Annotated in this window: 12 protein-coding genes; 2 read left to right on the top strand and 10 right to left on the bottom strand. The window is 49.6% G+C overall.

What is annotated here, in order from left to right; genetic code table 11:
• Positions 1-70 precede the first annotated feature (70 nt).
• From dnaJ to lepA, 6 genes are all read right to left on the bottom strand, one after another.
• Positions 71-1,192 carry a molecular chaperone DnaJ gene (gene dnaJ, locus G3255_RS07885; RefSeq protein ID WP_211653983.1) on the bottom strand — a complete coding sequence of 374 codons (1,122 nt, stop codon included), beginning with the start codon at positions 1,190-1,192 and terminating at the stop codon, positions 71-73.
• 116 nt (positions 1,193-1,308) lie between these two features.
• Complete coding sequence (dnaK, locus tag G3255_RS07880; RefSeq protein ID WP_211653982.1) at positions 1,309-3,135, bottom strand: molecular chaperone DnaK; 1,827 nt, start codon at positions 3,133-3,135, stop codon at positions 1,309-1,311.
• A gap of 39 nt (positions 3,136-3,174) precedes the next feature.
• Complete coding sequence (grpE, locus tag G3255_RS07875) at positions 3,175-3,780, bottom strand: nucleotide exchange factor GrpE (RefSeq protein ID WP_249222086.1); 606 nt, start codon at positions 3,778-3,780, stop codon at positions 3,175-3,177.
• A gap of 19 nt (positions 3,781-3,799) precedes the next feature.
• Complete coding sequence (gene hrcA, locus G3255_RS07870) at positions 3,800-4,831, bottom strand: heat-inducible transcriptional repressor HrcA (RefSeq protein WP_211653981.1); 1,032 nt, start codon at positions 4,829-4,831, stop codon at positions 3,800-3,802.
• A 92-nt stretch (positions 4,832-4,923) separates the two neighbouring features.
• Positions 4,924-6,063: a radical SAM family heme chaperone HemW gene (gene hemW, locus G3255_RS07865; RefSeq protein ID WP_211653980.1), complete on the bottom strand. Its 1,140-nt coding sequence runs from the start codon at positions 6,061-6,063 to the stop codon at positions 4,924-4,926.
• Between the two features lie 58 nt (positions 6,064-6,121).
• The gene (gene lepA, locus G3255_RS07860; RefSeq protein ID WP_211653979.1) at positions 6,122-7,951 is read right to left on the bottom strand and encodes a translation elongation factor 4; all 1,830 of its coding nucleotides are present in this window, start codon (positions 7,949-7,951) and stop codon (positions 6,122-6,124) included.
• A gap of 215 nt (positions 7,952-8,166) precedes the next feature.
• On the opposite strand from lepA, the gene rpsT reads away from it, so the two are divergent.
• Complete coding sequence (gene rpsT, locus G3255_RS07855; RefSeq protein WP_101190205.1) at positions 8,167-8,415, top strand: 30S ribosomal protein S20; 249 nt, start codon at positions 8,167-8,169, stop codon at positions 8,413-8,415.
• A gap of 110 nt (positions 8,416-8,525) precedes the next feature.
• On the opposite strand, the gene holA is transcribed toward rpsT, so the two are convergent.
• Complete coding sequence (gene holA, locus G3255_RS07850; RefSeq protein WP_211653978.1) at positions 8,526-9,560, bottom strand: DNA polymerase III subunit delta; 1,035 nt, start codon at positions 9,558-9,560, stop codon at positions 8,526-8,528.
• A gap of 178 nt (positions 9,561-9,738) precedes the next feature.
• Between holA and G3255_RS07845 the strand changes: the two genes are divergently transcribed.
• Positions 9,739-9,873: a YqzM family protein gene (locus G3255_RS07845; RefSeq protein WP_082799234.1), complete on the top strand. Its 135-nt coding sequence runs from the start codon at positions 9,739-9,741 to the stop codon at positions 9,871-9,873.
• Between the two features lie 36 nt (positions 9,874-9,909).
• On the opposite strand, the gene G3255_RS07840 is transcribed toward G3255_RS07845, so the two are convergent.
• The 3 genes from G3255_RS07840 to G3255_RS07830 form a co-directional block, all read right to left on the bottom strand.
• Positions 9,910-12,075: a DNA internalization-related competence protein ComEC/Rec2 gene (locus G3255_RS07840; RefSeq protein WP_249222085.1), complete on the bottom strand. Its 2,166-nt coding sequence runs from the start codon at positions 12,073-12,075 to the stop codon at positions 9,910-9,912.
• A 104-nt stretch (positions 12,076-12,179) separates the two neighbouring features.
• Positions 12,180-12,752 carry a ComE operon protein 2 gene (locus G3255_RS07835; protein ID WP_211653976.1) on the bottom strand — a complete coding sequence of 191 codons (573 nt, stop codon included), beginning with the start codon at positions 12,750-12,752 and terminating at the stop codon, positions 12,180-12,182.
• Positions 12,753-12,823: 71 nt separating this feature from the next.
• Positions 12,824-13,372, bottom strand: coding sequence for a helix-hairpin-helix domain-containing protein (locus G3255_RS07830; RefSeq protein ID WP_249222084.1), 549 nt, complete (start codon positions 13,370-13,372; stop codon positions 12,824-12,826).
• Positions 13,373-13,431: the final 59 nt, after the last annotated feature.

Here is a 13,431-nt window from a genome sequence, read left to right as displayed (position 1 = left end):
AATTATGTAACAGACAGAAAACTCCCTGCTTCACGGGAGTTTTCCATTTGTCCAAGGCTATACCTGTCTATTAATCACCTTTGATGGTTCTTTTAATCTTATCGAACAATGAGCTGCTTTGCTCTTCCGGGATATCTCCGGAAATTTCGGCAAACTCACGCAGCAATTGTTTCTGCTTTTCGCTTAACTTGGTCGGGACTTTCACTTTGATGGTGATGTGTTGATCGCCGACGCCATAGCCGTGAACGTTTTGTACGCCTTTTCCACGCAAGCGGAAACGGGCGCCGTTTTGCGTTCCGGCCGGAATCTTCAGTTTTACTTTACCGGAAACAGTCGGGACTTCGATCTCGTCACCAAGTGCTGCTTGCGGGTAAGTGATTGGCAATTCCAAATGAATGTCGTCCCCGTCACGTTCGAATTGCGCATGGGGTTTGACACGGAACAGCACGTATAGGTCTCCGGCTGTCCCGCCGTTAAAGCCTGGCCCGCCTTGTCCTGATACGCGCAATTGCTGCCCGTCATCGACGCCGGCTGGAACCGTCACTTTGATCTTCTTCATTTTTCTCACTTTACCTGCACCACGGCAAGTTGTGCATTTTTCTTCGATGATTTGGCCGGTGCCTTCACAGTGATGGCATGCACGGCGATTGACCATGCGGCCGAATGGCGTATCTTGCGCGACATTCAACTGGCCCGTTCCTTCGCAATACGGGCAAGTTTTCTTGCTCGTTCCGGGCTTCGCTCCTGAGCCGTCGCAAGTTTCGCATGTTTCATCTTTCGGAATTTCAATTTCCGTCTCCTCGCCGAATACGGCATCCAGAAAATCGATGGTCATGGAATATTGAAGATCATCGCCTTTTCTAGGTGCATTCGGGTCGCGGCGACGCGTGCCGCCGCCGAAGAAGGTACTGAAAATATCATCAAATCCGAATCCTTCCGCACCGCCAAATCCGCCGCCACCGAAGCCTTGGTTTGGATCCTGATGGCCGAATTGGTCATACTGGGAGCGTTTTTGCTCATCACTCAACACTTCGTAGGCTTCTTTGACCTCCTGGAACTTCTCGGAAGCATCCGCTTCCTTATTGATGTCCGGGTGATATTGTTTGGAAAGCTTCCGGTACGCTTTCTTGATTTCCTCTTTTGAAGCATCCTTAGAAACGCCAAGGACTTCGTAATAGTCTCGCTTATTCATAGGTCACTCTCCCTCTTGCAGTCAACTGTAATTGTACACGGTTTAAATTGCGCTTGCAAAGACATTGAAAAAGCCAAAGCAGTTGCTTTGCTTTGACTTTTTCGGCCTTGCATATCTTACTTGTCTTTATCGTCGTTTACTTCTTCGAACTCAGCATCCATGACATCGTCATTTCCTTGCTGGCCTTCGCCTTCAGCCCCTTGCTGGTTCTGGGCTGCCTGCTCGTAAGCTTTCATGGCAAAGCCTTGAAGAAGCTCCTGCAATTTATCTTTCTTCGTACGGATATCTTCGATGTCCGTGCCTTCAAGCGCTGTTTTCAATTCATCGCGCGCTTCTTCAGCTTGTTTCTTTTCGTCTTCAGAAACTGCTTCACCAAGGTCTTCGATCGTTTTATCTGTCGTGAAGACTGCTTGGTCCGCTTCGTTGCGAAGTTCTACTTCTTCTTTACGCTTCGCGTCTGCTTCGGCATTTTCTTCCGCTTCTTTTACCATGCGGTCGATCTCATCATCCGTAAGCGTCGTGTTGGATTGAATCGTGATCGTTTGTTCTTTTTGCGTGCCGAGATCTTTCGCTTTTACGCTGACAATGCCGTTTTTGTCGATATCGAAGCTGACTTCGATTTGCGGCACGCCGCGCGGTGCAGGCGGAATATCAGCCAATTGGAAGCGGCCGAGTGTTTTATTGTCCGCTGCCATCGGGCGTTCACCTTGCAAGACATGGATGTCAACTGCCGGCTGGTTGTCCGCTGCAGTAGAGAATGTCTGTGATTTAGATGTCGGGATCGTCGTGTTGCGCTCGATCAATTTCGTGAACACACCGCCCATCGTTTCGATACCAAGAGACAATGGAGTTACATCAAGCAATACTACGTCTTGGACGTCTCCAGTCAATACGCCGCCTTGTACAGCAGCACCCATTGCGACAACTTCATCCGGGTTTACGCCTTTATGAGGGTCTTTGCCTGTTTCTTTTTTAACAGCTTCTTGGACAGATGGGATGCGTGTAGATCCGCCGACCAAAATGACGCGGTCAAGTTCTGAAGCAGAAATGCCTGCATCTTTCAAGGCTTGGCGAGTCGGCCCCATTGTGCGTTCGACTAGAGAAGAAGTCAACTCGTCGAATTTCGCGCGGGATAGGCTCATTTCCATATGAAGCGGGCCAGATTCACCAGCTGTGATAAACGGCAATGAAATTTGAGTCGATGTAACGCCTGACAAATCTTTCTTCGCTTTTTCAGCTGCATCTTTCAAGCGCTGTGTCGCCATTTTGTCTTTCGACAAGTCGATGCCGTTTTCTTTTTTGAATTCCTGGACCAAATAGTCGATGATTAACTTATCGAAATCATCGCCGCCCAGACGGTTATCGCCGGCAGTCGATTTTACTTCAAAAACGCCGTCGCCGAGTTCAAGGATCGATACGTCGAATGTACCGCCGCCAAGGTCATAGACCAAAACTGTTTCGTCTTTTTCCATTTTATCGAGGCCGTAAGCAAGCGCTGCCGCTGTCGGCTCGTTGATGATGCGTTCCACTTCAAGGCCTGCAATGCGCCCAGCGTCTTTTGTCGCTTGACGTTCTGCATCGTTGAAATATGCCGGTACCGTGATAACAGCTTTCGTCACTTTCTCGCCGAGATAATCTTCAGCATAGCCTTTGATGTATTGAAGGATCATCGCTGAAACTTCCTGTGGTGTGTATTCTTTATCTTCAGCCGTCACTTTTTCCTGTGTACCCATCAAGCGTTTTACGGATTGGATGGTGTTTGGGTTCGTGATGGATTGGCGTTTTGCGACTTCACCGACTTGGCGTTCGCCGTTTTTGAACGATACGACCGATGGTGTCGTGCGGTTGCCTTCCGGGTTTGGGATGATTTTCGGCTCGCCGCCTTCTAAGACTGCGACCGCTGAGTTTGTTGTACCTAAGTCAATTCCGATAATTTTGCTCATTTAAAATTCCTCCATTAACGTTAGATTCTTGAGTTTCAATTATTCGTTCACTTTTACCATTGCCGGGCGAAGCACTCTGCCATTCAGGGTATACCCCTTTTGCAGCTCCTGTAACACCGTTCCCGGCTCGCTGTCTGCATCGCTTTCCTGCATGACTGCCTGGTGGAAATGAGGGTCGAATGGTTCGCCGACCGCTTTGATCTCTTCCAAGCCTTCCGCCGCTACAGCGTCAGCCAAGGATTTCTTGACCATTTCGAGGCCCTTCAAAAGAGAGGCAGATTCTTCGCTTTTCGCTTCAACAGCAAGCGCACGGTCAAAATTATCCATGACTGGCAAAAGATCCGTCAACAATGATTGGGAACGGAATTGCTTTGCCAATTCCTGGTCTTTTTTCGTGCGGCGTTTGAAGTTGTCATAATCTGCCAAAAGACGCAAGTATTTGTTCTGCTCTTCTTCAAGCTGGGCTTGAAGCTGGGCTTTCTCATCTACCGGCTCTTCCGATTGTGCCTGATCGGATGATTCCACTGTCCCCGGCTCTGCTCCTTCAGCTGTTTCTGCTGTTGCATCCACAGTCTCCTGCGCCTCACGTTGTGCAGGATCTTGCTCTAGATCTTGTTGTTTGATTGTTTCTTTTTCATTCGACAAAATATGTGCCTCCTTTGGTTCACTTTCCTTGAAATAGCCGCGTCAGCTCTTTCGATAGATCGCCGCTTACGTAATCGAGCAGCGAAACGATCCGTCGATAATCCATCCTTTTCGGCCCGACAATTGCGATGGAACCCATCTGCTCATCCCCGATATCATAAGATACCGTGATAACCGAGCAATCTTCCATGGCCGCCAACGCGTTTTCCGAACCGATGCGAATTTGGAGCCCTTGAGCGCCGATTGGCAGAATTTCAGGAATGTGCTTCCCTTCTTCCATCACATCCATCAACTCACGGATTTTTTGAATATCATGAAAATCCGGCTGCTTCAAAATGTTCAGCTTGCCTCCATAATACACATTCTCCGAGCGAGGAAGCAGCAAAGCCTGCTGGAATGTACGGAATAATTCCCCGTAGCGCTCGATATGCTGGCGCAAGAGAGCGAGCGTTTCCTGCTCAAGGCGTTTGTGCAAATCATGCAGCGAGACGCCGATGAGCCGCTCGTTCAAGATATTGACCATCTTTTCGATGTCAGATGGATCCAAATCCGGCGGGATGGAGAATACCCGGTTTTCCACATGGCCCGAATCGGTGACGATGATCGCCACCGCCATTCCCGGAGACAAGGGCACAATCGACAATTTCTTGACGATGTGTTTGCGGATATCTGGCCCGAGCAGAATCGACGTATAATTCGTCAATTCGGACAGGATGCCAGCCGAACGTTTGATGATTTCCTCGGTTTCGGTCACTTTCTCCTCGAAAACCGAACGAAGCTGGACAATGTCCTGTTGCGGTACTGGATTCGGCGTCAGCAAATGGTCCACATAATAGCGATAGCCTTTTTGAGACGGAATCCGGCCCGAGGATGTGTGAGTCTTTTCGAGGTAGCCCTGGCCTTCGAGCTCAGCCAATTCGTTGCGAATGGTCGCTGAACTGGAAGTGATGCTTGGCTTTTTAGCTAGTTGGTTCGATCCTACCGGCTGCGCTGATTGGATATAATCATCGACTGTCACTTTCAAAATGAGCAGCTGCCGTTCTGTTAACATGATCATCACCTCTGTTAGCACTCTATGAGTTCGAGTGCTAAGACTACACTAAAATTACCAAATCTTTTTTTGCTTGTCAACGGAAGCGCTTCTTATGAAAGCAAAAATTGCTCGAAAACTTCATTGCCGACAAACCGGCCCTTTTGCGTCAATTTGACATACCCTCGTTCAACAGCCAAATTGCCTTTCATTTTTTCATTTTGCAGAATTTCTCCATACACCTGTTCAAGCGGCGAACCGAATTTTTCTTCGAAATGCGCCATGTTCACACCAGCCGTTTTCCGCAGGCCGAGGAACATTTCCTCTTCCATCTGTGCTTTCACAGAAACGTCAGTAGCGTCAAGCACTGGCCGCACTCCAGATTCGAGCGGTTCCATGTATTTTTTCAAAGGCCCGTGATTGGAATAGCGGATGCCGTTCACATAGCCGTGAGCGCCGGCGCCGACACCGATATATTCTTCATTGTCCCAGTACAGGAGATTGTGGCGGGATTCATGCCCAGGCTTTGCGAAATTGGAAATTTCATATTGATGCAAGCCATGCTTTTCCATTTCATCCATGAGTCGCTCGTACATATCGCCTTCCAAGTCTTCGGTCACTGTATTGAGCTTGCCCTTGACCATTAAATTATAGAATACCGTTTTCGGTTCGATGATCAATGAGTACGCTGAGAAATGCGGCATGTTGAATGCGAATGCCCGCTCAAGCGTTTCGTCCCATTGCGCCATCGTCTGTCCAGGCAGCCCATACATCAAGTCAAAGCTGATATTCGTGAATCCGACTTCCCGAGCGGTTTCGACAGCTCGTAATACATCCTCATTGGCGTGCGTGCGACCGAGCCGCTTCAATAAATCCTGGTCGAAGGTCTGGACGCCCATACTCAGCCGGTTGATGCCGCCTTTAAACAGCACTTCCATTTTTTCACGCGTCAATTCATCCGGATTCGCCTCAGAGCTCCATTCCACATCTTGGGTCATCGGAACGTATTGATGGATCAACTCAAGCAAGCGCTCGAGCTGCTCAGGCGTCAGGGCCGTCGGTGTTCCCCCGCCGAGAAAAACCGTCTCAAGCGGCTCATCCAGCGCGCCTTCTTGCTTCCACAGCGCCAATTCCTTGCCGATCGATTCAATATAGGCGTCCACTGGTTGGTCTTTGAAGAATACTTTATTAAAATCACAGTAAAAACAAATCTGGTGGCAGAATGGGATATGGATATACATGCCTTTTACCATAAAAAATCCTTCTTTCTAATAGGAAAAGGAGGCAGAAAAACCGCCTCCTTTTTTTCGTTTATTTGGATTGGTCATCCATTTTGAGAACAGCCATAAATGCTTCTTGCGGGACTTCCACGGAGCCAACTTGCTTCATCCGCTTTTTCCCTTCTTTCTGCTTGTCCAACAATTTACGCTTCCGGGAAATATCGCCGCCATAACATTTCGCGAGGACGTTTTTCCGGATGGCACTGATTGTTTGGCGAGCCACGATCTTCTGGCCGATAGCGGCTTGGATCGGAACTTCAAACTGCTGGCGTGGAATCAATGTCTTCAATTTGTCGACAATGATTTTCCCGCGCTCGTAAGCAAAATCCCTATGGACGATGAAGCTCAAGGCATCGACTTTCTCAGCGTTCAGGAGAATGTCCATTTTCACCAATTTGGAATCTTTATAGCCGATCAATTCATAATCGAACGAGGCATAACCTTTTGTGCCCGATTTCAACTGATCGAAGAAATCATAGACGATTTCCGCAAGCGGCAATTCGTAAATAATGCTGACGCGTGAGTTGTCGAGGTAATCCATGGTCATGAAATTACCGCGCTTCTGTTGGCAGATTTCCATGACGGCGCCGACGAAATCGTTCGGGACCATGACAGTCGCTTTGACATATGGCTCTTCGACATATTCAATCTTTTGCGGGTCCGGCATCATCGCCGGGTTATCAATATTAAGCACTTCCCCGTCCGTCATGTGGACATGGTAGATAACACTTGGTGCTGTCGTGATCAAATCGATATTGAATTCACGTTCAATGCGTTCCTGGATAATCTCCATATGCAATAGGCCAAGGAACCCACAGCGATAGCCGAAGCCAAGCGCTTGTGAGGATTCAGGCTCGAATTGCAATGCTGCATCGTTCAGCTCCAATTTTTCCAGTGCATCGCGCAAATCATTGTATTTCGATGTATCGATCGGGTACATCCCGCAATAAACCATTGGGTTCAAGCGGCGGTAGCCAGGCAGTGCTTGTTGTGCCGGGTTTTCCGCAAGCGTGATCGTATCCCCGACGCGTGAATCCGCGACATTTTTGATGGAAGCCGTCAGGAAACCAACATCGCCGACGGTCAATTCGTCGCGCAATGTCACTTTCGGCGTAAAGACACCTGCTTCGACGACATCGAACTCTTTGCCGCTCGCCATCATCTTGATCTTATCGCCTGGCTTGACTGTGCCTTCCATGATCCGGATATAAGCAACAACGCCGCGATACGGATCATACAAAGAATCGAAAATCATCGCTTTGAGCGGTGCTGATGGGTCACCTGTCGGCGGTGGAACTTTTTCGACGATCTGTTCAAGAATCTCTTCGATGCCGATTCCCGCTTTTGCGGAAGCCAGCACCGCTTCAGACGCATCAAGGCCGATGACGTCCTCGACTTCCTGGCGCACGCGCTCAGGGTCAGCTGCAGGCAAATCGATTTTATTGATGACCGGAAGAATCTCGAGATCGTTGTCGAGCGCCAAATAGACATTGGCAAGCGTCTGCGCTTCAATTCCTTGTGCCGCATCGACGACCAAAACAGCGCCTTCACATGCTGCGAGACTTCTTGATACTTCGTACGTGAAATCGACATGGCCTGGCGTGTCGATCAAGTGCATAATGTATGTTTCTCCGTCTTTTGCTGTATAATTGAGCTGGACGGCGTTCAATTTAATGGTGATTCCCCGCTCACGCTCCAAATCCATGGAGTCGAGCAATTGGGATTTCATTTCGCGTGCTGTCAGTGCATTGGTTCTTTCCAAAATGCGGTCGGCCAGCGTCGATTTCCCATGATCGATGTGTGCGATGATGGAAAAGTTGCGGATCTTCTGTTGTCTCGCTAATCTCTGTTCTTGGTCCATTTTCTTCACTCCCATATAAACTACTTTGAATTATAGCAGTCAAGTGGGTATTGGGCAATGAATGACCGCATAAAGCTTTCAGTGTCAAGGCAAACTTCTTTGCACGTAACTATTGCATTCGGCCAGCCGATTTGATAAAATAACTTTTGTTGTATAGAGACACTGAAGAGCAAGGGCTTATGCCTGCCGCTCAAATTGTCTAGGAGGTGAAAGATATGCCAAACATTAAATCTGCAATCAAACGTGTTCGCACGAACGATACGAAAAATGCTCAGAACTCATCTGTTAAAACTGCAATGCGTTCTTCTGTGAAAAAGGCTGAGAAAGCTGTAGCCAATAATGAAGAAAACAAAGGGGATTCCCTTAAAGCAGCAATCAAACAAGTTGAGAAAGCAGCTTCTAAAGGTTTGATCCACAAAAACACTGCTGCCCGTAGAAAATCAAGCCTCATGAAAAAAGCGTAAAACGCATCAAAAAGCCGGCCCTATATTGGGTCGGCTTTTTTCTGTGTGAAAAACGAAAAAGCGGCGCCCGCTTCAGCAGGCAGCGCTTTTTCCGATAGATGATTCCTTATTCAAGACGATTGCTTATTATGCCCGGCGCGTTTCATGAGAAAGAATTCCAGCACCCGTTCCCGGTTGCCGGACACCGTTTTCAATTGCAAGTCGATATCCGCCAAATCGCCGAGCACTTGAAGCAATCGGGCTTCCGAAATTTGCCGGCGCTTTTCCACCAATAGTTTGACGCGGTAGGGATGCGCCTTGAGCTGTTTGGAAATTTGCTGCGCATGATAGCCTTTTTTCTGCAGATAATAGACATGCACCATAAAGCGGATCTGCGACGCCAGCAGTGCCGCGAGTGCGACCGGCTCTTCCTTTTGGCGCAGCAAGTCGTAATAGACGCTGAGCGCCGTCTGGATGTCCCCGTCGAGATAAGCCTGCAGCATTTTGAAAGCATCCTGCTCGAGCGTCCGCGCAGTCATGTCTTCGATGAGCGCTTGTGAAATCTCTTCTTGCTCCGAACCGAGGTATAAGGACATCTTTTCGATCTCCGAAGCGAGCAAAGTCAGATTGGTGCCCGCCATTTCAATGAGCTTTTGTGCACTTTGCCGCTCCAGCGTCTTGCCATGGGATTTTGCCTCGTGGGCAATCCAGCTTTCCAATTCATGCGGCTGCAGCGCCTTTGCTTCGATGAGCACGACATTCTTTTTCATCAGCTTGACGATTTTTTTGCGTTCATCCAATTTTTCATACGGTGCCACAAAAACCGTCACGCTCGTCGCTGGGGGATTCTCGAGCCACGCTTCCAAGGATTTGAGGTCGTGGTTGATTTTCTCTTTTCCGCGTTCCGCCGCTTTCAGGAACGAAGCATTGCGCGCGATGATCAGCTTACGGTCGCTGAAAAACGGGATCGTGTCTGCTTCTTCCAGCACATGGCCGACCGGCACTTCATCCAAGTCAAAATTGGAGACATCCGTTTCCCCTGCTTCCGCCATTTGCGCTTTCAGCAATTCGATCGTCTTGGTGATGAAATAACTCTCCGTCCCGACAATCAGATAAACCGGATCGATTTTATCCGCGCGTATCGACTTCCAAATTGATGTAATCATACGTTTCACTCCCTCTGTTCTTAACTATACCGGATTTCTCCCTATCGGTCTGCCTCGCAGGGCAAGTCCGCTTTTGACAGTTGTGTGACGTCGGCCAAAATCGGCGGACATTGTTTAGTTCGATATGGATTTTTCGTTATCGTTCCCTTATAATAAAATCAACTAGGAGGGATTTTCAATGAATGAATTTGAACAGAACGTTCAGTCCAAACGCAACGATGCCATCGATGCAGGGATGGGCTTCGTCGTTTCCTTTGGTTTCTTCGCACTTATTTTCATCATCGCTGGCGTCGTACAATTCGTAGCCCGCTGATTACAAAAAAAGCTCCGGCATAGGCCGGGGCTTTTTTTATTTTCGGCTGGTGTCAACTGTCACTCGCCCATCTTCGATCGTCATGCGAATGGTCCCATTTTCAGCTGTCGACAAGAGCCGTAGACCCAATTCGCCAAACCGCGCCGTCACTTCAGGGCTTGGATGCCCATAGCGGTTGTCGATCCCTGCTGAAACGACTGAAACTTGCGGCCGCAGGGCTTCCAGAAAAAGTTGTGAGCTCGATGTCTTACTCCCATGATGTCCGACTTTCAGGACTGTCATGTCGGCTAGTTGTTCACCGTAGCGCTCCACCACCCTGGATTCGCCTTCACTTTCCAGGTCTCCCGTAAAGAGGAATCGCTGCCCCTGATGCTCCATCAGCAACACCAGCGAATCATCATTGCCTTCATATAATTCATCTTCTGGCGACAAATACGAAAATTCCGTATCACCCACTTGCCAGCCTGCACCGCTCATTGGCAATTCCACTCGGGCTTCACGAGCAGACGGCGCAAGCTCTGTCATCAAAGCATTTGCTTCAGAGCCGGGCGTAATATGCAGAAGCTCCACAGCCAGTTCTTCAAAAACTTCATCCGCCCCTTCAGCATGGTCCGCATCCGGATGGCTCAAAATGAAAAGATCGATGCGGGAGATGCCGCGCGCTTTCAAATACGGCACCACGGTTTGACGCCCCACTTCAAATGGCCGGCTCCTTTCCTGGAATGGCTCACCATCAAAGCGCAATACGCCGCCTGCATCGATTAAATACACCGCCTTGCGGTAAGGCAGCTCAATCAAAGCGCTGTCGCCCTGTCCGACGTCGATAAAACTAACGTGAAGCCTGGGATCGATATACGGCTTTAACGCCAGCAGCAGTGCCGGAATGAGCAGGACGAGCAATAAACGCAGGCGAAAGCGCTTTTCCGCCTGGACAAAAAATAGCAGTACACCGGCAGCCATGAACAACAGCCAACCAAGAGATGGCCTGCCTGGCGTCCATACTTGATTGGGCAAGCCCGCCAAAGACGAAGTCACCCCTTCCATCCAGTTGCGCAGCGGCTCATAGGCCGCAAAGAGGATAGCGTCGACACCCAGCGGCAGAAAGCTTGCAGCCAATAAAATGAAATTCGCCGGCAAAATCACCAGCGTGAACAACGGGACATAGATGGCATTTACCAAAAAGGAGGATAGGGAGATTTCAAAAAAGTGGAACAGCAAAAGAGGATAAAGGCATAGCTGGGAAACGGCCGTAACGATCAAACCGCTTTTAATAAAAGAAGCTCCTTCCATCAATTTCAGCGAAGCGATGATTCCAAAACTCGCTCCGTAAGACAATTGAAAGCCGATATCCTGCAACAGGCCGGGGTCCATCCATAAGAACAAGATGAAGCTTGCTGATAATGCTTGCATGGCTGACACATGCAGACCAAAAAGCCGCGCGGCCAACACTAAAACCACCATGGCGCAAGCCCGCAGGACCGATGGGGCAGCGCCCGCCATCACGGCATACAAAGGCAGCACAATCAGCAACAACACCGTTGCGCTTTCTTTCCTGACCCGCAAGCGCAGCAATACAAAATAAATCATGCCGGTGACGATGCCGACATGCAAACCAGAGATCGCAAAAAGGTGCGTGATGCCGAGCGTCCGCTGGATCCTGGCCTGTTCAGCATCCATGCCGCTGCGATCCCCGAGCAGCAGCGCCTGGGCTTCCACTGTCAACGATTCAGGAAAGGACGACTCGATATGTTCGATTAACTCGCTGCGCTGCCTGGCCAAGCGTGCACGGAAGCCTGTGCCCGATATCGCCGACTCGAGCGATTCAACCTCGAGCATGCCAGCTGCATTATGGCGCTCCAGGTAGCCCCGCATATCAAACGCGTATTGATGAGCAGGCTTTCTCGGCTCCGTAAATGTTCCTGACACCTGCAGCTCTGCAGATGGGCCGAGCTCCTGCAACCGCTGCTGTTCTTCAATCGAACGAATTCGGTAGCTCGCATAAACGATTTGGCCAGAACCGGCAGTCGCAAACCCTGACAAGCGGTCGCCGTCGAGTGCCATTTCATTAAAAACAAGCGCACCGTGAAAGCTCCCGGTCAAAAAGGGCCCTTCCACAAGACGGGCATCTATATTAATGAAGGAAATCAACGACACCGCGAAAACGACCGCCAGCCAAGCGCCCGGCTCTTTCCGGTATATCATCCAGCAAAAAAGCAGCACCATGAGCAAAAGCTGATCAGCTGAGCCATGTGCTGCTTGTGCGGCAATTGCCGTTGCAATTGCTGCATAGAGAAATAACGCTTCTGTTAAACGAGAAGTTCTCCAAATAATTCCTTCACCCGTTCTTTATAATGGGACAATTCTTCTTCGCTCGCCCCTTTTGCGCCAAGCTTTTCAATCAATTCCATATAAAGCGCCGTTTTCTCGACGCTAAGGAAATCGATCATCCGTTCATCAAACATCACTTGGATCACTTCGACATTTGCTTGTTCCAGCAGTTCGATCGCATATTCATGGTTTTTGTAATCGGCTGCATAATAAAGGCGCGAAATGCCTGCCTGGATAATGGATTTCGTGCATTGGAGGCAAGGGAAATGACTGACATACATATCGGCGCCGTTGACGCTGACCCCGTATTTGGCACATTGCAACAGTGCATTCATTTCCGCATGGATGGTCCGCACGCAATGGTTATCGACGACATAGCAGCCTTTATCGATGCAATGGTCCCCACCGGAAATCGAGCCGTTATAGCCCCCGGCCATGATGCGCCGGTCCCGGACGATCGTCGCTCCGACGGCCAGCCTTGTGCAAGTGCTTCTTAGCGCTAAAAGATGGCTTTGAGCCATAAAAAATTGATCCCACGTTATTCGCTTCATCTGATTGCCTCCTGCTGTTTCGTTAAATTAAGTGTAGCAGAGGCAGTTGTTTCGTCAAGGGCCGTCCGTCCTTATCTGACACGGACAAGTTCCTTCAATTGTTCAAAGCTCTTTTCGCCGATGCCTGTCACGTCCATCAATTGCTCAGTGCTTTTGAAGGGCCCGTTTTCAGTCCGATGCGCCACGATTGCCGCTGCTTTAGCCGGCCCGATTCCAGGAAGATCGGTCAATTCATCTTCGGTTGCCGTATTCAAATTGATAAGGCCGGGCTCTGCGCTGCCGCCAGGCGCTGCACCTGTCAGCTCCACGTTTTCTTCGCCTTGTTTCGGCACATAGACCGCTGATTCATCGAGCACGATGACCGCCAGATTGATCGAGCGGCTGTCTGCTTCCGGCAAAAAGCCGCCGGCAGCTTCGATAGCATCGTTAATGCGCGAACCGGCAGGCAATTCATATAAGCCCTCGTTTTGGACTGCGCCTTTCACGTCAATCATGACGCTTGTCGGGACCGCTGGATCGGTTTCCGGTGGCGGCGGTTGTTCAGTAGTTTCGGAAGTGAGTTCGTCGAGGCTCGTGGCCTCAGGGGGTTCGTGCAGGAGAAAGAAATAGAGAAGCGCCAAAACCGCGGCGATCGGTACAGCAATGCGGCCGTATTTGGCGATTTGCGGAGAAATATTCA

Origin of the sequence: Planococcus sp. MSAK28401, from assembly GCF_018283455.1 — a bacterium.
Lineage (GTDB): Bacteria > Bacillota > Bacilli > Bacillales_A > Planococcaceae > Planococcus > Planococcus alpniumensis.
This window is presented reverse-complemented; position numbering and strand designations above follow the sequence as displayed.